This window comes from Pseudomonas fluorescens (genome assembly GCF_902498065.1).
GTDB classification, from domain to species: Bacteria; Pseudomonadota; Gammaproteobacteria; order Pseudomonadales; family Pseudomonadaceae; genus Aquipseudomonas; species Aquipseudomonas fluorescens_BJ.
Genome location: NZ_CABVIR010000003.1, coordinates 36,536 through 54,537 on the forward strand (window position 1 = coordinate 36,536; position 18,002 = coordinate 54,537).

At 59.8% G+C, this 18,002-nt stretch carries 20 protein-coding genes; 6 read left to right on the top strand and 14 right to left on the bottom strand.

What is annotated here, in order from left to right:
- Positions 1 to 12: 12 nt before the first annotated feature.
- From F8N43_RS12890 to folE2, 7 genes are read right to left on the bottom strand one after another with little or no spacing between them, the layout of a single operon-like run.
- Positions 13 to 918, bottom strand: a complete 906-nt coding sequence (locus tag F8N43_RS12890) for a His/Gly/Thr/Pro-type tRNA ligase C-terminal domain-containing protein (protein WP_150653876.1) — start codon at positions 916 to 918, stop codon at positions 13 to 15.
- Between the two features lie 22 nt (positions 919 to 940).
- On the bottom strand, positions 941 to 2,278 hold the full coding sequence (locus F8N43_RS12895; protein WP_150653877.1) for a dihydroorotase: 1,338 nt from the start codon (positions 2,276 to 2,278) through the stop codon (positions 941 to 943).
- Between the two features lie 2 nt (positions 2,279 to 2,280).
- Positions 2,281 to 2,841 carry a DapH/DapD/GlmU-related protein gene (locus F8N43_RS12900; RefSeq protein WP_150630614.1) on the bottom strand — a complete coding sequence of 187 codons (561 nt, stop codon included), beginning with the start codon at positions 2,839 to 2,841 and terminating at the stop codon, positions 2,281 to 2,283.
- Positions 2,838 to 3,713 (bottom strand): metal ABC transporter substrate-binding protein, encoded by an 876-nt coding sequence (locus tag F8N43_RS12905; RefSeq protein ID WP_150653878.1) that lies wholly within the window; start codon positions 3,711 to 3,713, stop codon positions 2,838 to 2,840. The genes F8N43_RS12900 and F8N43_RS12905 overlap by 4 nt, the downstream gene beginning before the upstream one ends.
- A gap of 11 nt (positions 3,714 to 3,724) precedes the next feature.
- Positions 3,725 to 4,591, bottom strand: a complete 867-nt coding sequence (locus F8N43_RS12910; protein ID WP_150653879.1) for a metal ABC transporter permease — start codon at positions 4,589 to 4,591, stop codon at positions 3,725 to 3,727.
- On the bottom strand, positions 4,591 to 5,259 hold the full coding sequence (locus tag F8N43_RS12915) for a metal ABC transporter ATP-binding protein (protein WP_150653880.1): 669 nt from the start codon (positions 5,257 to 5,259) through the stop codon (positions 4,591 to 4,593). Before F8N43_RS12915 ends, F8N43_RS12910 begins: the two co-directional genes overlap by 1 nt.
- Positions 5,256 to 6,152 carry a GTP cyclohydrolase FolE2 gene (gene folE2, locus F8N43_RS12920; protein WP_150630610.1) on the bottom strand — a complete coding sequence of 299 codons (897 nt, stop codon included), beginning with the start codon at positions 6,150 to 6,152 and terminating at the stop codon, positions 5,256 to 5,258. The genes F8N43_RS12915 and folE2 overlap by 4 nt, the downstream gene beginning before the upstream one ends.
- Positions 6,153 to 6,237: 85 nt before the next feature.
- On the opposite strand from folE2, the gene F8N43_RS29330 reads away from it, so the two are divergent.
- A complete protein-coding gene (locus tag F8N43_RS29330) occupies positions 6,238 to 6,381 on the top strand; it encodes a hypothetical protein (protein WP_191630139.1) in 144 nt (47 codons plus the stop codon).
- Here the strand turns inward: F8N43_RS29330 and F8N43_RS12925 are convergent.
- Complete coding sequence (locus tag F8N43_RS12925) at positions 6,378 to 6,755, bottom strand: glutamine synthetase (protein ID WP_150630609.1); 378 nt, start codon at positions 6,753 to 6,755, stop codon at positions 6,378 to 6,380. The two genes, F8N43_RS29330 and F8N43_RS12925, sit on opposite strands and share 4 nt — an antisense overlap.
- Positions 6,756 to 6,900: 145 nt before the next feature.
- Between F8N43_RS12925 and zigA the strand changes: the two genes are divergently transcribed.
- A complete protein-coding gene (zigA, locus tag F8N43_RS12930) occupies positions 6,901 to 8,109 on the top strand; it encodes a zinc metallochaperone GTPase ZigA (protein WP_150653881.1) in 1,209 nt (402 codons plus the stop codon).
- Positions 8,109 to 8,759, top strand: coding sequence for a DUF1826 domain-containing protein (locus F8N43_RS12935; protein WP_150653882.1), 651 nt, complete (start codon positions 8,109 to 8,111; stop codon positions 8,757 to 8,759). The genes zigA and F8N43_RS12935 overlap by 1 nt, the downstream gene beginning before the upstream one ends.
- A gap of 4 nt (positions 8,760 to 8,763) precedes the next feature.
- On the opposite strand, the gene F8N43_RS12940 is transcribed toward F8N43_RS12935, so the two are convergent.
- Positions 8,764 to 9,120, bottom strand: coding sequence for an NADH:ubiquinone oxidoreductase (locus F8N43_RS12940; RefSeq protein WP_150630606.1), 357 nt, complete (start codon positions 9,118 to 9,120; stop codon positions 8,764 to 8,766).
- 27 nt (positions 9,121 to 9,147) lie between these two features.
- Between F8N43_RS12940 and F8N43_RS12945 the strand changes: the two genes are divergently transcribed.
- On the top strand, positions 9,148 to 10,113 hold the full coding sequence (locus F8N43_RS12945) for a CobW family GTP-binding protein (RefSeq protein ID WP_150653883.1): 966 nt from the start codon (positions 9,148 to 9,150) through the stop codon (positions 10,111 to 10,113).
- Here the strand turns inward: F8N43_RS12945 and F8N43_RS12950 are convergent.
- Positions 10,110 to 10,523 (bottom strand): DUF3301 domain-containing protein, encoded by a 414-nt coding sequence (locus F8N43_RS12950; RefSeq protein ID WP_150630604.1) that lies wholly within the window; start codon positions 10,521 to 10,523, stop codon positions 10,110 to 10,112. The two genes, F8N43_RS12945 and F8N43_RS12950, sit on opposite strands and share 4 nt — an antisense overlap.
- A 118-nt stretch (positions 10,524 to 10,641) precedes the next feature.
- Here F8N43_RS12950 and pdxY point away from each other — a divergent pair, with 118 nt between their 5' ends.
- Positions 10,642 to 11,514 (top strand): pyridoxal kinase PdxY, encoded by an 873-nt coding sequence (gene pdxY / locus F8N43_RS12955; protein WP_150630603.1) that lies wholly within the window; start codon positions 10,642 to 10,644, stop codon positions 11,512 to 11,514.
- 89 nt (positions 11,515 to 11,603) lie between these two features.
- Here pdxY and F8N43_RS12960 read toward each other — a convergent pair whose 3' ends face one another.
- Positions 11,604 to 12,086 carry an acyl-CoA thioesterase gene (locus F8N43_RS12960; RefSeq protein ID WP_150630602.1) on the bottom strand — a complete coding sequence of 161 codons (483 nt, stop codon included), beginning with the start codon at positions 12,084 to 12,086 and terminating at the stop codon, positions 11,604 to 11,606.
- A gap of 201 nt (positions 12,087 to 12,287) precedes the next feature.
- Here F8N43_RS12960 and F8N43_RS12965 point away from each other — a divergent pair, with 201 nt between their 5' ends.
- Positions 12,288 to 14,051 carry a cation:proton antiporter gene (locus F8N43_RS12965; protein WP_150639419.1) on the top strand — a complete coding sequence of 588 codons (1,764 nt, stop codon included), beginning with the start codon at positions 12,288 to 12,290 and terminating at the stop codon, positions 14,049 to 14,051.
- A gap of 21 nt (positions 14,052 to 14,072) precedes the next feature.
- Here F8N43_RS12965 and F8N43_RS12970 read toward each other — a convergent pair whose 3' ends face one another.
- The 3 genes from F8N43_RS12970 to uvrD form a co-directional block, all read right to left on the bottom strand.
- Entirely contained in the window at positions 14,073 to 14,480 is a 408-nt protein-coding gene (locus F8N43_RS12970) for an SMI1/KNR4 family protein (protein ID WP_003187120.1), read from the bottom strand.
- 137 nt (positions 14,481 to 14,617) lie between these two features.
- Positions 14,618 to 15,490 (bottom strand): Tim44 domain-containing protein, encoded by an 873-nt coding sequence (locus F8N43_RS12975; RefSeq protein WP_150653884.1) that lies wholly within the window; start codon positions 15,488 to 15,490, stop codon positions 14,618 to 14,620.
- Between the two features lie 240 nt (positions 15,491 to 15,730).
- A complete protein-coding gene (uvrD, locus tag F8N43_RS12980; RefSeq protein WP_150634574.1) occupies positions 15,731 to 17,914 on the bottom strand; it encodes a DNA helicase II in 2,184 nt (727 codons plus the stop codon).
- Positions 17,915 to 18,002: the final 88 nt, after the last annotated feature.

The window sequence follows — 18,002 nt, forward strand, 5'->3', positions numbered from 1 at the left end:
AAAGGCGTGCGCTCAGACACCGGCAATGCCCGTTAATCTCAGCAAGTCGCACATCGCTTCAATGGCCATCCGACCAAAATTCTCCCCGGTGCGGCTTCGCACGCTGACAAACCCGCCTGCTTTTTCTTTTTCCCCGATCACCACCAGATACGGCACTTGCTGGCTGTGCTCGCGAATCTTGTGCCGGACTTTCTCGTTGCGCAGGTCCGCGCGGGCGCGTATACCGCTTCGGCGCAACGCCTCGGTCACCCCCTGTGCGTAGTCCGATTGGCGATCATCCATGCTCACCACCATCACGTGGGGTGGGGCGCGCCAGTTTTCCAGTTCCTCCTGGCAGGACCAGCAAGTGCCATAGATCCGCTGTGGCGCAGTGCCGCTGATGTGATCGAGCGCGAATGCCTGCAACACTCTGGTTGCAGGGGCATGCGGACCTGTCGACACACATTCGAAGCCCCCGAGCACGTAGGGCGTTAACTTTTCCATGTACCTGGACCGCAATGACGGCTCGCGCCGGCGGATCGAATGATTGGTCGCCGCCAGGGTTTTCATGCGTGCTTCGATGCCTGCAAGGTCGACCAGGTTTAACGGTCGCTCTAAGGAAAACTCATAATAGAACCCGTCACCCAGCGCCGACCCGGTCTGCAATTGCGCTTTTGGATAGAGCTGTTTCACGGCCATCGCCAGCATCAACGCGCAGGAACGGCGCAATATTTCCAGGCCATCGGGCTCTCGAGGCGTCACGATGCTGACCCGGGCATCGGCCTCGATCATGAATTCGCAGTCCACCAACACGCCGTCCACCCGACCGGCGACGGCTGCTTTGGCAAGCCCGGGACCAATGCTCGCGGCGAACTCATACACCGACAACGGTTGGTCGTATTCACGCAATGAACCATCGCTCAGAGTGATGTGGATCATGTCGGTGCTCTCGAGTGCTGCGCTAGCGCATAAACCGTAGCGGTAAACCTTGGCAGCTGTCATTAAGACGTTGGTCGTGCCAGGCCATTTGCCCCGATACCAGGGTGGTGCTCACGCTGTGGCGAAAGCGCCTTCGTGCGAAGGGCGTCCAGCCGCATTGGGACAGGATGGGTTGCTGAGAGACGGCAACGCCACCAGGTTCGGGTTTTATCAGCACCAGGTCGGCCCAGTAACCTTCGCGCAAATAACCTCGGTCGGGAATCGCAAACAGATCAGCGACACGGTGACTGGTCTTGGCCACAAGGGTAGTGATCGGCAGAACGTCATCCGCCACCAACTCCAGCAACGCGGGCAGGGCGTGTTGCACCAACGGCAAACCGGACGGTGCCAGGTCGTAGGGACGTTGTTTTTCGTCCCAGGTGTGAGGCGCGTGGTCGCTGCCGATGACGTCCAGTCGATCACTCAACAAGGCTCGGCGCAAGGCGTCGCGATCGGCCTGGGTCTTGATCGCCGGGTTGCATTTGATCAGGTTGCCGAGGCTTGCATAGTCGTGATCGTCGAAGAGCAGGTGGTGCAGACAGACTTCGGCGGTAATGTGTTTTTGTGACAGTGGCCTGTCTTCGAACAAGGCCAGTTCGCGTGCGGTGGTCAGGTGCAACACGTGAAGTCGGGTGCCATGACGCTTGGCCAGATCCACGGCCATCGAGGACGAGTGCAAGCAGGCCTCGGCATTGCGGATCAACGGATGGGCCGAGGCGGGAATGTGCTCGCCAAACAGTGCTCGCAGGTTCATCGCATTAGCGTTGATGCTGGGGGTGTGTTCGCAGTGGGCCAACAGAATGGTCGGCACTTCAGCAAATAGCCGTTCGAGAATCCTTGGATCGTCCACCAGCATATTGCCCGTGGACGCGCCCATGAACACTTTTACACCGGCCACTTCATAAGGATTGAGCGCGGCCACGATGTCCAGATTGTCGTTGCTCACACCGAAGTGAAATCCATAATTGGCCACAGAACTAATCGCTGCGCGACGCTTCTTGTCAGTAAGTGCCGCAAGGCTCAATGTCGCCGGATTCGTGTTGGGCATGTCCATGAAACTGGTGATACCACCAGCCACCGCCGCTCGCGATTCGGTGTAGAAACTGCCCTTGGCGGGCGAACCGGGATCGCGGAAGTGCACCTGATCGTCGATCATCCCGGGCACCAACCACTGGCCGTCAGCATCGATTTCTATGGCTGCATTTTCCCCTTCGATGCTGCTGGCGATCTTGACGATGCGCCCATGGCTGACCAACAGATCACCGTCGAACTCACGTCCTTCATTCACCAACCGGGCATTACGAATCAGCACGCTGCTCATGGTCAGAACTCGTTCTGCAGGGCTTTGTAGCCACGCACCAGATCGACGTTGGTGCGCGCCACGTCCTCGGAAAACTCCGAGGCGCTGACACTCACTGGCGGGAATTGCGACAGGTCAGTGTTGGGCCCGATGCGGGTGGTGGAGGGCACGTAGAAGTCGGCAGGCAAGTCGCGGCCATCGACCACCGAGTTGTGCCGCACCACGCAGCCATCACCGACGGCGCAGTTGAACAGTACGCTATTGAATCCGATGAACACCCGGTCGCCCACAGAGCACGGACCATGCACGATGGAGCGGTGGGCGATCGAGCTGAACTCGCCGATCGTCACCGCCGCACCGGACTTGGAGTGGATCACCACACCGTCCTGGATGTTCGAGTTGGCGCCGATGGTGATCGGCTCCATCTCGCCCGAGGCGTCGACTTCGTCGGCGCGAATCACCGCGTAGGGGCCGACGAAGACGTTCTCGCCGATCACTACTTTGCCGCAGATGATCGCGGTTTTATCGACGTAAGCGGACTCCGCAATCAGCGGCAAATCACCTGAGGGATTCTTGCGGATCATGGCTTGCTCAACGCCTCGTACAAGGTGTTGAGGTTGTACTCGAACAACCCGGTGAAGGTGCTCGCCGGACCGGTTGCGGCGAGCGCGTCCGAGTACAGCGTGCCACCGATGTGCGCACCGCTTTCATCGGCAATCTGCTTGAGCAGGCGGGCGTCCTTGATGTTCTCCATGAACACCGCTTTGACCTTGGCCTGGCGAATCTGAGTGATCAGCGCAGCGACTTCGGCGGCGGAAGGTTCGCGCTCGGTGGACAGACCTTGTGGTGCCATGAAGTCGATGCCATAGGCCTGACCGAGGTATCCGAATGCATCGTGGGACGTAACGATCTTGCGGTTGCCCGGCGGCAGAGAGCCGAGTTTGGCTTTGGCTTCGGCGAGCAGCGCGTAGATCTGTTTCAGGTAGGCCTGGCTGTTGCGTTCGTAGTCGGTTTTGTTCGCCGGGTCAGCGGCGATCAGCGCCTTGGTGATGTTGCTGATGTACAGCTCGGCGTTTGCCAGGTTGTGCCAGGCGTGAGGGTCTGGAACAGTCTCGCCGTCTTCATCCAGCGAGCGTGGGATGACGCCGTGGCTCGCGCTGATGACCGGGGCTCTGGTCTCGGTGCTGGTCACCAGGCGGTCAAGCCATGGCTCGAAACCCAAGCCATTTTTGATGATGAGTCTGGCCTTGAGCAATGCCTTGGCATCTTCCGGGGTCGGCTCATAGGTGTGAGCATCGGCATCGGGGCCGACCATGTTGGTGATCTGGATGTGCTCACCGCCGACCTGATGGGTCATGTCGGCGAGGATGCTGAAGCTGGTGACCACCTGCAGTTTTTCTGCCGCAGACAACGACATCGACAGCATCAAACTGAACAGCACGAGTAAAGCGCGCATCGGGAAACACCTCATTGGGATGTGAGCAAGGGCGGGCGGCGCAGCAAGCCGTGCACCGGTCCGAACACCACGGACAGCAGGTACCAGCCACCCGCTACCAGCACGATCGCCGGGCCGCTGGGCAGCGAGTAATAGAACGACAGCAAACAGCCGAGCCACACCGAAAGGCAGCCAAGCAGCCCGGCGACGGCCATCAATACGGGCAAGCGTCGGCTCCAGAATCGCGACGCGGCGGCGGGCAACATCATCAGACCGACGACCATCAACGCCCCAATGGCTTGAAAACCGATCACCAGGTTCAGCACCACCAATGTCAGGAATACGCCGTGTGCCACCGGACCGAGACGGCTGACGGTTTGCAGAAAAAGTGGGTCGAGGGTGTCCAGCAACAACGGTTTGTAGATGAGCGCCATGGCGATAAGGCTGATCCCTGAGACCCACAACATGCCCGTCAACGTCGGACCGTCGACTGCCAACGCCGAGCCAAACAGCAGGTGCAGCAGGTCCAGACGTTTGCCCGCGATGCCAAGGATCAGCACGCCGCTGGCGAGTGAGATGGGATAGATCGCAGCAAGGCTCGCATCTTCTCGCAGGCCGGTGCGACGGGTGATCCATGCCGCGAGCCCGGCCATGCTCAGGCCCGCACCGAGACCACCGAGGGTCAGTGCCGGCAGGCTCAGACCGGCGAACCAGAAACCGAGTGCAGCGCCGGGCAGGATTCCGTGAGCCACCGCGTCGCCGATCAGACTCATGCGCCGCAGAATCAAAAACACCCCGAGCGGTGCCGTGCTGCAGGCCAACACCAAGCCACCGAGCAGTGCCCGGCGCATGAACACAAACTCGTGGAAGGGCTGCCATAGATGAGCGGCGGTGAGCATCAGGCCACCTGCGTCTGTGGTTGCTGACGGATAAGCTCGGTGCTTGAGCCGAGGACGCAGCCGCTACTTTTGATCAACAGCGTTTGAGGAATGTGTTGGCGCACGGCGGCGAGGTCATGACAGACGACCACCAGGGTTCGGCCTTCGGCGTGCCAGGCGTGGATGTTTTTCCACAGCAGTGATTGACCGAGCTCATCGAGGGCGGCGTGAGGTTCGTCGAGCAACAGTAAGGGGGCGTCGGCGAGGCTCAATCGGGCGAGCAGGGCGCGCTGCAGTTCGCCGCCAGAAAGGGCCATCAATGGGCGCTGTTCCAGGCCGGTCAGGCACCAGTTTTCCAGCACGGATTTGAGACGTTGGCTTCGGACGTCGGGGGATTGCTTGCTGCCCCAAAAACCCGCCGCGACCAACTCTTGCAGGCTGATTGGGAATTGCCGGTCAAGGTGCTGTTGCTGGGGCAGAAACGACAGTGAGCCTTTGCGTGGAACATCAAGGATGACTTTTCCGGTTAAGGGTTTTTGCAGACCGGCGATGACTTTCAACAGGCTGCTTTTGCCTGAGCCATTGGACCCGATCACAGCGGTCAGGCTGCCTTGGTTCAGTTCGACATCTACCGGTGGCGTCAGCGGTTGGCCCGGTGCGCCCCAGCTCAACGCCTCGCAGCGAATCACGCGGCCTCCCAATTCCATCGGCTTTCGGCGACGGCGTCGTGGGCGTGCAGGCTTTCGGCGTGGACGACTTTCAGGTGGAAGGCGTTGATGCCAGGCGAGCGCTTCAATGCCAGATTTAAACGTCGAGCCGCGTCTTCGCAGAACATCAGGTTTTGCCCGTTGGCCAGCGCGAAGGCTTGTTCGTCGGCACGCTTTACCGCGGTTTGGACGGCGGTGCCGAGGGCGGCTTCGGCGTCGTTGATCAGGGTAATCAGCGGCAAGTCATCGAGATAATCACCGAGGCGCAACGTCAACTGCGCATTGCTGCGTTGACTGTGCGGCGTGGCAACAATGCCTTTTGTGGAACCTAGCCAAGCCAAAACATCAGCGTGTTGCAGCGGCTGGTTGGCGAAGTCATCGACGAATTGCTGCTGAATCAACTGCCGAGCCAGTGCGGCTGAGCAGGGGCAAGTTGAGGAATAAGAGATGTCGATTTTTAGTTCCACGTGGAACATCGCGTTTTTCAAACGTGCATTGATGCTGACTGGATAGGATTTCCAACCGGCCAAGGGACTGATCAGCGCGGGTCGTTTGAGCAAGAAATCTGCGTGGATTGTCAGGTAAGCGCTGTTGGACAAACCTTCATGGGTATCGAGAAATCGCTGCAAGACACGCCGCAATAGGGCCGGCGTCAGGTTTTCCTGCTCGAGCATTTCCAGCGCCAGGTACAGCCGCGACATATGAATGCCGCGCGCTTCTCCATCATCGAGGCTCACACCTGCATCGGCCTTCGCGCTCAATCGCTGGCCATTGAATAGAACTGGAAGAGCAATGCCACACATGCCCACCCATTCAAGTGGCAGGGCTTGGCGTGAGGCCTGCGCGGCGATATCCGGCAGAGTCAGCGCATTCATGAGCAGGTCCATCGTGGAAGTCGGTTCGACATGTTATGTTATTACATTGGAATCGACTACGCCTTTTTCACGAGCGGCTCTCACCATGCACAGACGTCACTTGCTCATGGCGCAGCGAGAGAACGGCGCGGACCTGTTGGGGGCGCCGTCGATCCTGCTGGAAACCAGCTTCATTTCCAACGCTCGCGACAATCAGCTGCTGCTCACAGCACCGCATCAGCAGGCCTAGCAGCCCGTAATCCGGCTGCAGGTGAACCTGGCGCTGCTACCGCCGGAGCTGGAAAACCGATTGATGGTGGTCCAGCCGACCCGACGGTTATAGCCCACCCAGGCTTCGCCGTCGGAAGCGATCCCGGTGAAGAATGTCAGTTGCCCGTAGCGACTGTTGGTTTGCGCCCAATAGCGCTTGCCCGCCCGTTCGAAGCCGCGCAAGTAGATCGTACTGCCGACGGTGTTGACGCTGTAAGCATTGCCGTCCGCATCCACACAGGCCAGCAGGTTGGCGCTGCGAGTGCAGGTGGCAAGGCTCGGGATTTGCGCCCAGGTGTCTACGGCGAGCAGCAGCGAAACGCTCATCAGCGTTAATTTCAGGGCAATGCGCATGGGATTTCTCACAGGGCGGGCGGGCTCCAGCATCGTGCCCTTAGTCACGGTCGGCAAGAGGGGAGTGGTTTAATTGCATTGTTATACTATAACATTAAATTAAGCCCGACACTGCGACCGGGCATCTCCTGTGAGGATCAACCTGATGCCCAATCGTCTCCCTGTGACCGTCCTGTCGGGCTTTCTCGGCGCCGGAAAAAGCACGCTGCTCAACTACGTGCTGCGTAACCGTGAAAACCTGCGAGTCGCCGTGATCGTCAACGACATGAGCGAAATCAACATTGATGGCAGCGAAGTTCAGCGTGATGTCACCCTGAACCGTGCCGAAGAAAAACTCGTGGAAATGAGCAACGGCTGCATCTGCTGCACCTTGCGTGAAGACCTGCTGGAAGAAGTCGGCAAACTCGCCAGGGACGGTCGCTTCGACTACTTGCTGATCGAATCCACCGGCATTTCCGAGCCCCTTCCCGTGGCGGAAACCTTCACGTTCCGCGACGAAGAAGGGCAGAGCCTGGCCGACATCGCGCGGCTCGACACCATGGTCACTGTGGTCGATGGCATGAACTTCCTGCTCGACTATCAGGCCGCCGAAAGCCTCGCCTCCCGTGGCGAAACCCTGGGCGAGGAGGACGAACGCTCGATCACCGATCTATTGATCGAGCAGATCGAATTCGCCGACGTGATCCTGATCAGCAAGATCGATTTGATCAGCAGCCGCGAGCGTCAGGAGTTGATCGCGATCCTCGAACGCTTGAACTCGCAAGCCGACATCATCCCGATGGTCATGGGCGAAATTGCGCTGAAGAAGATCCTCAACACCGGTCGCTTCGACTTTGAAAAAGCGGCGCAGGCGCCAGGCTGGTTACAGGAGCTTCGCGGTGAACACGTGCCGGAAACCGAGGAGTACGGCATCGCTTCCACCGCGTATCGAGCTCGCAGGCCGTTTCATCCACAGCGCTTTTTCAGCTTCATCGACCGTCCTTGGGTGAATGGCAAACTGTTGCGTTCGAAAGGGTTTTTCTGGCTGGCGAGCAAACCCATGGACGCGGGCAGTTGGTCTCAGGCGGGCGGTTTGATGCGCCATGGTTTTGCCGGACGCTGGTGGCGTTTTGTGCCGAAAACCCAGTGGCCGCAGGATGAAGAAAGCACCGCCGGGATCATGCAAAACTGGACCGCCGCCACTGGCGATTGTCGGCAGGAGCTGGTGTTCATTGGCCAGAACATCGACTTCAACTTACTCACCACGGAACTGGACGACTGCTTGCTGAGTGATGAAGAAATGGCCTCAGGCATTGAAGGCTGGCGCTTGTTGCCCGATCCATTCGGCCCCTGGGATGAAGAGGAAGCCGCCTGATGCTGGCCCCGACCTTGAAGTTGCGACCGGTCATTAGTCAGGTTCAGGGCGAGACGCCGCAAGCCCTCGCGCGGATTCTGGACGACGGCGTGAACCTCGCTATTTGGCAGCGTCGGCTCCCGGTGCACATCGCCGATTTCGGCGGTTTGTTGCTGTCCCTGAACGAACCGTTGGCCGAGTCGCTGGTGTTGGAAATACCCGGTGACGACACCGAGCCCAATCTGCAGGGACTGGCCTCGGGCTTCAGCGATCTTGAGGGGTATGAAGGCTTTATCGCCGACGTTTCCTGGCTGGTCAGTGCATTCGCCTGTCTGTTGGGCGCCCAGCGTATCGGCGTGCGTCTGCGGGTTCTGGACAAAGCCATGTGCCCGCGTTTTCACGTCGATCATGTGCCGGTGCGCTTGATCACCACGTATGCCGGAATCGGCAGCGAATGGCTGAAGGAGGGCGCAATGGATCGTCGCCAATTAAGCAAACCTGAAGCCGAACCCACAGATGATTCGCTGATCCAGCAGATCGGCAGCGGTTATGTGGCTTTACTCAAGGGCGAGAAATGGCACGGCAACGAAGGCTTTGGCCTGATTCACCGTTCGCCGCAACTCGCGACGGGCGAGCGCCGCTTGATCCTGACCCTCGACTGGCTGAATTAGCGGATCAAGGCTTGAGCCAGTTGCCCTGGCTCTGGCCTTCGCAAAAAGGCTTCAGGTACGCCGCGTCGGTGGCCACGCCGTAATAGTGAATATCCTGCCGGTAAGGCATATTGGCGACCTGGGCATTGCTGCACACGCCGAATGCGCCGCCGGGGCATTGGTCGACGTATTGCACGTCGACTTTTTGGCCAGGAAGGTTGGGCTGACAGAAGCCATCGGCGAAGAGTTTTTCCGGGATGTTGCGGTTCTGCTGGCAGACTTTTACGTCGAGTCGCTCAGCCGTGCTATGTACCACGCAGGCCTGGGCCAGCGCCTCGCCGCAAACCAGCGCCAGAAGCAACGTCCAGCCAATCAACCGCATCCTTTACCTCCTCAGAAAACACTCACCATGTTGCAGAACATTCCCACACACGTCATTGCCGGCCCCTTGGGCGCAGGCAAGACCAGTTTGATCAAGCATCTGTTGGCGCAGCGACCGGCGAACGAGCGCTGGGCGGTGTTGATCAACGAGTTTGGCCAGATCGGCCTCGACGCTGCGTTGCTGACCCGGGACGCCGATGGTATCGCAATGGGCGAAGTGGCCGGGGGCTGTTTGTGTTGCGTCAATGGTGCGCCGTTTCAGATCGGTCTCGGTCGTTTGCTGCGCAAGGCACGGCCGGATCGGTTGTTCATCGAGCCGTCCGGACTGGGCCATCCGGCGCAGTTGCTCAGGCAATTGCATGAGGCGCCGTGGCTGGGTGTGCTGGCCGTTCAGCCCTGCGTGCTGGTGCTGGATGCCCAAGCGCTGGCGGCCGGCAAACCGTTGCCTGTGACGCAGCAGGAGGCATTGGGCAGCGCCGGATTGCTGTTGCTGAACAAGTCGGAAAATCTCGACACAAGCGATCGTCAGCGAATCGTCGCGCAGTTGCCGGAACGGCGTGTGTACTGGACGCAGCAGGCCGTGTTGCCGTTGAGCGAGTTACCAGGCCTGGAGGCGCGGGCTGTGGCGGGTGTGGATAACTTCGTCCCACCCACAGGATTAGCGCAGATGCCGGCCATCTGGACCGATCCCGAGGTGCCGATTTGCTTGAGTCAAGATCAGGAGGGTGGCTGGAGCATCGGTTGGCGCTGGCATCCGCGCCAGACTTTCGATTCCGCCCGCGTTGGCCGGTGGCTCGAAAGCCTTGCGTGGCGGCGGGCCAAGTTGGTTATCCACAGCACCGAGGGTTGGATTTCGGCGAATGCCCTGGATAACTCGCCGCTGGATTGGCAGCCCAGCGAATGGCGCCGGGATTCGCGGATCGAGCTGATTTTCAGTGCGCCGCAGGAAGTTGATGCGTTGCAAAGGGCACTGGCCGACTGCCGATTGAATTAAGGACGCCACTTGGTGTGATCTTGCCGCCACTGACTAAGCTCAATCACTTCAGCGCGCGGCTTCGCGACATCCACCACTGCAGGCGTGTCGTCGAACGGTATCGGGTAGGGCGCCAGTTCGATCTGCGCGCTATGGGCGCCGAACTGGGTGATGGTGCCGTTGTGGCGGGTTTCGCCGGTCACCGTGAACTCGAAGTTGTACACGCGGGCCAAGCGTCGCCGACCGTTGGCATCCTTGATGAAAGCGATTTTTTTCAGCGCCACGTTGCCGTCCAGCAACTCGATCCCGAGCTTGCCGCAGTGCTGCTTGACCCGCTCCAACGCACGCTCGCGCAAGCCATGGTTGTGCCACAGCCACGCGCCGCCGGTGGCCAGCAGCATCAGCACGAAGATATTTCCGAGGGTCAGCATCAACAGGGTGCTCCAACAAGATAGTGCCAGCTTAACTGCGTCGCCGGTCTGTCGTACAGGCTGCGTTTAGTCGCATACTGCGCGGCTCGAATTTCAATCGTTTTACGGAACTCACCGCATGAAACGTACGCCCCATCTGCTCGCCATCCAGTCCCACGTGGTGTTCGGCCACGCTGGCAACAGCGCCGCGGTTTTCCCGATGCAGCGGGTCGGGGTGAATGTCTGGCCGCTCAACACCGTGCAGTTCTCCAACCACACCCAATATGGCCAGTGGGCGGGTGAAGTGATGTCGCCGCACCAGATTCCTGAATTGGTCGAAGGTATTGCGGCGATTGGCGAGTTGGGCAATTGCGATGCCGTATTGTCCGGTTACCTTGGCAGTGCGGCGCAGGGCCGGGCGATTCTGACGGGGGTGGCGCGGATCAAATCGATGAATCCCAAGGCGCTGTATCTATGCGATCCGGTGATGGGCCATCCAGAGAAGGGCTGCAGCGTGCCGGCCGAAGTCAGCGATTTCCTGCTGGAAGAAGCGGCTGCCGTGGCGGACTTCATGTGCCCGAACCAGCTGGAGCTGGACAGTTTCTCAGGGCGCAAGCCGCAGTCTCTGTTCGATTGCCTGGCCATGGCGCGAGCGTTGCTGGCGCGCGGCCCGCAAGCGGTGCTGGTCAAGCATCTGTCCTATCCCGGCAAACCGGCGGATGCGTTTGAGATGTTGCTGGTGACGAGTGAAGGCAGTTGGCACCTGCGACGTCCGATGCTGGCGTTTCCGCGTCAGCCGGTGGGCGTCGGCGACCTGACGTCCGGGCTGTTTCTGGCGCGTGTACTGTTGGGAGACAACCTGGTGGCGGCGTTCGAATTTGCTGCGTCGGCAGTGCATGAAGTACTGCTGGAAACCCAGGCGTGCGCCAGTTACGAGCTGGAGCTGGTTCGGGCGCAGGACCGGATTGCGCATCCGCGAGTGCGGTTCGAAGCGACGGCGATCAGTCTCTGATTACGCGTCGCACCCGTTCGCTCACTCCCACATAGATCCCTGTGGGAGTGAGCCTGCTCGCGATGGTTATCTGAAGCTGATAACAGCCCTCAAGCGTCGCCCTTGATCTCCTGATAGCGCTTTTCCAGTTCCTGACGAATCTGACGACGCTGCTGGGCCTGCATGAAACGGCGTTTGTCTTCGCTGTTCTGCGGTTGCAACGGCGGCACGGTGGCCGGTTTACGGTCGTCGTCTACCGCGACCATGGTGAAGAAGCAACTATTGGTGTGGCGCACCGAGCGCTCGCGGATGTTTTCGGTCACCACCTTGATGCCGACCTCCATGGACGTGTTGCCGGTGTAGTTGACCGACGCCAGGAAGGTCACCAGTTCGCCAACATGGATCGGCTCGCGAAAAATTACCTGATCCACCGACAGGGTGACCACGTAGCGGCCGGCATAGCGGCTGGCACAGGCGTAGGCCACTTCGTCCAGGTACTTGAGCAAGGTGCCGCCGTGGACATTGCCAGAGAAGTTGGCCATGTCGGGGGTCATCAGTACCGTCATCGACAGCTGGGCATTTCCGGGTTCCATAGCGTTCTCACGGTTCAAGGCAGGTTTCGGAGGAGTGCACCTCTGTGGGTGCCTGGTCGGTTTTTTCAAACCACAGTTATCGGGACGCCGGGCGGGTGATCGTCGTCACGCCGGATCGATCTGTTTCCATATATTGCACCGCCTTTCTGGCGGAAGTCGCGGTGTTACCCTCCGAAAGTCCACCTTAAGGAGCCCCACACCATGCATGCCATCAGTTTTATTCAGGATTTGGCAGTGATCATGCTGGTCGCAGGTGTGGTGACCGTGCTGTTTCATCGCTTCAAGCAACCGGTGGTGCTCGGCTATATCGTCGCCGGGTTCATCATCGGCCCGCACACGCCACCTTTCGGTCTGATCCACGACGAAGAAACCATCAAGACCCTCGCCGAACTCGGGGTCATTTTCCTGATGTTCTGCCTGGGCCTGGAGTTCAGCCTGCGCAAACTGTTCAAGGTCGGCGCCACGGCGTTTATTGCGGCGTTCCTGGAAATCGTGCTGATGATCTGGATCGGCTATGAAATCGGTCGCTGGTTCGACTGGAACACCATGGATTCGCTGTTCCTCGGCGCGATCCTGGCGATCTCCTCGACCACCATCATCGTCAAGGCACTCAATGACCTGAAGATGAAGAACGAGCGCTTTGCGCAGCTGATTTTCGGTGTGCTGATCGTCGAGGACATTCTCGGCATCGGCATCATCGCGTTGCTGTCGAGCATCGCGGTCAGTGGCACGGTCAGTTCCGGTGAAGTGTTTTCCACGGTCGGCAAACTGTCGCTGTTCATGATCGTGGCACTGGTGATTGGGATTCTGCTGGTGCCGCGGCTACTGGCCTACGTGGCCAAATTCGAAAGCAACGAGATGCTGTTGATCACCGTGCTGGGCCTGTGTTTCGGCTTCTGCCTGTTGGTGGTGAAGCTCGAATACAGCATGGTGCTTGGCGCGTTTCTGATTGGCGCGATCATGGCTGAATCCCGCCAGTTGCTGAAGATCGAACGCTTGATCGAGCCGGTTCGCGATCTGTTCAGTGCGATCTTTTTTGTGGCCATCGGGCTGATGCTCGACCCGATGATTTTGCTGCAATACGCGTGGCCGATTGCGGTGATCACTGTGGCCGTGGTGCTCGGAAAGATGTTGTCCTGCGGTCTCGGTGCCTTTATTGCCGGCAATGACGGACGCACCTCACTGCGCGTGGGAATGGGGCTTTCGCAGATTGGCGAATTTTCTTTCATCATCGCGGCCTTGGGCATGACCTTGCAGGTCACCAGCAACTTCCTCTACCCGGTCGCTGTGGCGGTGTCGGTGATTACCACGCTACTGACGCCTTATCTGATCCGCGCCGCCGACCCGCTGTCGATCAAACTGGCTGGCGTGATACCGAAGCGGTTGGGCCGCGTATTGGGGATGTACGGCGAATGGCTGCGCAGCATCCAGCCTCAGGGCGAAGGTGCGCTGCTGGCGTCGATGATCCGGCGGATTCTGTTGCAGGTGGGCGTCAATCTGGCGCTGGTGATTGCGATTTTCTTCTCAGGCGCTTTCTTCGCCGAGCGCATGTCCACGTACCTGGAGGACTGGATCAGCGACCCGAGCTGGCAGAAAGCATTGATCTGGGGCGGGGCATTGTTGTTGTCGCTGCCATTCCTGATCGCCGCCTATCGCAAGCTCAAGGCGCTGTCGATGTTGTTGGCGGAGATGGGCGTGAAGCCGGAGATGGCTGGCCGGCACACGCAGCGAGTGCGTCGTGTGATCGCCGAAGTAATCCCGATCCTGTCGCTGCTGGTGATCTTCCTGCTGTTGGCAGCCTTGTCGGCCAGTATTCTGCCGACCAACAAGTTGCTGGTGTTGATTGTCGTGGTCGCGGCTGCTGTGGCAGCGCTGCTTTGGCGCTGGTTCATCCGCGTGCACACGCGGATGCAGGTGGCCTTGCTGGAAACCCTGGACAATCACAAGGAATCTTCGGGGCATTGACCACGTGGCGCGTCAGACGACTCAGCTTTCCAGCCAGACGTCTCGCGCCCAGTGCCACACCGATTCCCAGGTTTCCTCGGCGATCAGCTCTTCTTCGGCTTGCCACAGCACGACAGTGCCGTCTTCCTCGACGCAGTAGTAGTCGTCACCGTCCTGGCAGATCGGGATCAAGCTGCGATCGACACCGGCGTCCCAGGCGTTGGCGGCAACGTCGGGCAGGTAGGTGTGGGATTGCGGGTCGGTGACGGTCACCGGCTCCAGGCTGCCGTAGACCACGTCGCTGACGGTCAGCAAAAATTCTCTGAAAACAAACGGAATGTCGATGAACAGTTGTTCTTCGATTTCGACCAGCAGATCTTCGTCGGGCAGCTCCAGGGGGACCGGTACCGGTTCGTTGGCTTCACGCAGTTGTTCGATGATTTCTTCCACGTCCGGGATCCTCGTGCTTGTATGGCGCGGTTTAGTTGGGGCGGTTTATACAGTAGCTCGCTATAGATGCAACCGTGAAATAGAAAACCCCGGCCGAGGCCGGGGCTTTTGTTGCGACACATTTAACGCGGGTCGGTTCAGCCGTTCTGGCGGATACCGGCTACCAGCCAAGGCTGGTTTTCACCCTGTGGACGTTCCATGTTCCAGCTTTCGCTGAACACTTCGCCCTGGTCGAAACGCGAAGTTTTCGACACGCCGCTGAAGGTCAGGGTGGCGATGGTCTTGTCGGCGCGATCATCGACGCCATCCAGTTGAACATTGAGGTCATCAATGTAGGTGGACTGGAAGCCCTCACCCAGATCGGCACGTTCGCGCTTGAGGAACTCGAGCAATTGCGGGGTCACGAACTCGGCGATCTTGTCCATTTCGTTGGCGTCCCAGTGTTGCTGCAGGGACTGGAAGTGGTTGCGGGCCGCTTCAATGAAGTTCTTTTCATTGAACCAGGCCGGCGCGTTGATGACCGGACGAGCGGCAGCAGGCGCGGCCGAGCCACCGAAGATCGAGCCCATGGCGGATGGCTTTTGCTCGAACACTTCACGCTGCATCGGCGCGCCAGCCGGAGCCAGGTGCTCCTGCTGCTTGCGACGACGAGCGGCGATGAAACGGAAGACCAGGAAGGCGATGACCGCCATGATCAGGATGTCGAAGATCTGCATGCCCTGGAAGCCGCCGCCCATGAACATGGAGGCCAGCAGGCCACCGGCAGCAATGCCGGCCAGAGGGCCGAGCCAGCGCGACGCACCGCCGGCCTTGGCCGCAGCGCCAGCGGCACCGGCCGCGCCTGCAGTGGCCGCAGCGCCACCTGCAGCAGAAGAAGGAGCCATTTGGCTGGTCTGGTGAGTCGGCGCAGCGCCGGAGCTCTTGCCGCCACCAAAGCGCTTGGCGTTGGCGTCGAGGCTCATCGTCAGGCCGATGCACAACGCCATGGCGATGCTAAGAAAACGTTTCATAAAGGGAATTCCCATTTGTGGAAGGCACGCGCGCCATGTTGCACAGCTGAAGTGTTACTGGCTAGCGGCAGAGTGTTTCGGGCTTTTGCCTGACAGGTTGCGTTCAGCTTCAGTCAGGGCATTAAGGCCTGTAAACTTTGGTCTGTAGGACGAGTGGATAAGTTCTGTAGGAATGATGTCCGACCGGACGAACTCTGTGGGAGCGAGCAGGCTCGCTCCCACGTTGAATCAATGGGGGCTTTAGATCGCTTCCAGCTTGGCGTAACCGAGCATCAGCCACTTGCTGCCTTCGCTGAAGTTCACCTGCACCCGCGCCTGAGCCCCGGCGCCTTCGAAGTTCAGGATCACGCCATCGCCAAACACTGAGTGCCGAACGGCCTGGCCGAGGCTGAACCCGGTATCCGGAATCTCACTTCCGCCGAACAGACTGCTGGAACTCTGCTGCTGACCGCCGCCGAACGGACGGCTGACGCTGTTGGATAGCCGCACTTCCTGGATCAGGCCTTTCGGCACTTCACGTACGAAACGCGACACCTTGTTGTAGGTTTCGCTGCCATACAGGCGTCGGGTTTCCGCGTAGGTCATCACCAGGTTCTGCATGGCCCGGGTGATGCCGACATAAGCCAGACGCCGTTCTTCCTCAAGACGTCCCGGTTCTTCCAGGCTCATCTTGTGCGGGAACAGGCCTTCTTCCATGCCCACCAGGAACACGTAGGGGAATTCCAGGCCTTTGGCGCTGTGCAAAGTCATCAACTGAATGCTGTCTTCGTGCTCGTCGGCCTGAGTATCGCCAGCCTCCAGCGACGCATGACCTAGGAACGCCGCCAATGGCGTCAGGTCTTCGTCTTCTTCAGCGTTCTCGAAGTTGCGCGCTGCGCTGACCAGTTCCTCAAGGTTTTCTACCCGGGCCTGGCCTTTCTCGCCTTTTTCCGCTTCGTGGTAAGCAATCAGTCCGGACTGCTCGATGACGGTCTGGGTCATCAAGTGCAGTGGCATTTCCATGCATTTGGCGGCGAGGTTCTCGATCAGCTCGATAAACGCGCCGAGCGCACCCGCCGCACGGCCGGTAAGGCCTTTATTGGCGACCAGCAGGCGCATGGCCTCCCACATCGACACATCGCTGTGGCGAGCATGGTCGCGAATCGCTTCAACGGTTTTCTCGCCGATGCCACGAGCCGGAACGTTGATCACCCGCTCCAGCGCTGCATCGTTGCCACGACCTTCCAGCAACCGCAGGTAAGCCATGGCGTTCTTGATTTCTGCCCGCTCGAAGAAGCGCTGACCGCCATAGATGCGGTACGGAATGCGCTCGCGCAGCAAAGCTTCTTCCAAAACGCGCGACTGGGCGTTGGAGCGGTACAAAATCGCGATATCGCTGCGAGCCAGGCCGGTTTTCAGCGCGCTTTCGATGGTTTCCACCACGTAGCGTGCTTCGTCGTGTTCGTTGAACGCCGCGTACAGATTGATCGCTTCACCTTCGCCGCCATCGGTCCACAGCTCTTTGCCCATACGCCCGGTGTTGTTGGCAATCAGGGCGTTGGCCGCTTTGAGGATGCCGGCGGTGGAGCGGTAGTTCTGCTCCAGACGAATGGTCTCGGCGTCCGGGAAATCGTCGGAGTACTGGTAGATGTTCTCGATTTTCGCGCCGCGCCAGCCGTAGATCGACTGATCGTCGTCGCCGACCACCATCAGGCTGTCGCCCCCCTTGGCCAGCAGACGCAACCAGGCGTACTGCACGGCGTTGGTGTCCTGGAACTCGTCCACCAGAATGTGCCGGAAGCGCTTCTGATAGTGCGCCAGCAACCCCGGGTGATCGCGCCACAGATCGAGGGCGCGCAGCAGCAGTTCGGAGAAGTCGATGACGCCAGCGCGCAGGCACGCGGCCTCATAGGCTTCATAAATGCTGCGCATGGTCGCCAGGAACAGATCGCCGCTGGCTTGAATGTGTTGCGGACGCAGACCTTCGTCTTTCTGCCCGTTGATGAACCACTGGGCCTGACGGGCCGGCCAGCGTTGCTCGTCCAGGCCCAGCTCGCGGATCACCCGCTTGACCAAGCGTTGCTGGTCGTCGCTGTCGAGAATCTGGAAGGTCTGGCTCAGGCCGGCTTCCTGCCAGTGCGCCCGCAGCAAGCGGTGCGCCAGGCCGTGGAAGGTGCCAACCCACATGCCGGCCGGGTTAAGACCCATCAGCTGCTCGATGCGATGACGCATCTCGGCTGCAGCCTTGTTGGTAAAGGTCACCGACAGGATTGAGTGGGGCGAGGCGTTCTCGACCTGGATCAACCAGGCGATACGGTGCACCAGCACTCGGGTTTTACCGGAACCAGCACCGGCCAGGACCAACTGACGACCCACGGAGGCAGCTACGGCCTGGCGTTGGGCATCGTTGAGGGAGTTCAGCAGAAGGGAGAGATCATCGCGCATCGGGGCATTCTAGGGGGAGGCGTCACACCGGGCAAACCCCGCTTTGCTTTAGCCGATGAAAGATACGCGCAGGACGACCGGTCGGTCA

Coding starts and splice junctions, on each gene's coding strand:
- F8N43_RS12900 (WP_150630614.1), bottom strand. CDS start 2,841: ATGATCCGCAAGAATCCCTCAGGTGATTTGCCGCTGATTGCGGAGTCC.
- F8N43_RS12905 (WP_150653878.1), bottom strand. CDS start 3,713: ATGCGCGCTTTACTCGTGCTGTTCAGTTTGATGCTGTCGATGTCGTTG.
- zigA (WP_150653881.1), top strand. CDS start 6,901: ATGCCCAATCGTCTCCCTGTGACCGTCCTGTCGGGCTTTCTCGGCGCC.
- F8N43_RS12950 (WP_150630604.1), bottom strand. CDS start 10,523: ATGCTGACCCTCGGAAATATCTTCGTGCTGATGCTGCTGGCCACCGGC.
- folE2 (WP_150630610.1), bottom strand. CDS start 6,152: ATGAATGCGCTGACTCTGCCGGATATCGCCGCGCAGGCCTCACGCCAA.
- F8N43_RS12935 (WP_150653882.1), top strand. CDS start 8,109: ATGCTGGCCCCGACCTTGAAGTTGCGACCGGTCATTAGTCAGGTTCAG.
- F8N43_RS12965 (WP_150639419.1), top strand. CDS start 12,288: ATGCATGCCATCAGTTTTATTCAGGATTTGGCAGTGATCATGCTGGTC.
- F8N43_RS12945 (WP_150653883.1), top strand. CDS start 9,148: ATGTTGCAGAACATTCCCACACACGTCATTGCCGGCCCCTTGGGCGCA.
- F8N43_RS12890 (WP_150653876.1), bottom strand. CDS start 918: ATGATCCACATCACTCTGAGCGATGGTTCATTGCGTGAATACGACCAA.
- F8N43_RS29330 (WP_191630139.1), top strand. CDS start 6,238: ATGCACAGACGTCACTTGCTCATGGCGCAGCGAGAGAACGGCGCGGAC.
- F8N43_RS12940 (WP_150630606.1), bottom strand. CDS start 9,120: ATGCGGTTGATTGGCTGGACGTTGCTTCTGGCGCTGGTTTGCGGCGAG.
- uvrD (WP_150634574.1), bottom strand. CDS start 17,914: ATGCGCGATGATCTCTCCCTTCTGCTGAACTCCCTCAACGATGCCCAA.
- F8N43_RS12960 (WP_150630602.1), bottom strand. CDS start 12,086: ATGGAACCCGGAAATGCCCAGCTGTCGATGACGGTACTGATGACCCCC.
- F8N43_RS12925 (WP_150630609.1), bottom strand. CDS start 6,755: ATGCGCATTGCCCTGAAATTAACGCTGATGAGCGTTTCGCTGCTGCTC.
- F8N43_RS12895 (WP_150653877.1), bottom strand. CDS start 2,278: ATGAGCAGCGTGCTGATTCGTAATGCCCGGTTGGTGAATGAAGGACGT.
- F8N43_RS12910 (WP_150653879.1), bottom strand. CDS start 4,591: ATGCTCACCGCCGCTCATCTATGGCAGCCCTTCCACGAGTTTGTGTTC.
- F8N43_RS12975 (WP_150653884.1), bottom strand. CDS start 15,490: ATGAAACGTTTTCTTAGCATCGCCATGGCGTTGTGCATCGGCCTGACG.
- pdxY (WP_150630603.1), top strand. CDS start 10,642: ATGAAACGTACGCCCCATCTGCTCGCCATCCAGTCCCACGTGGTGTTC.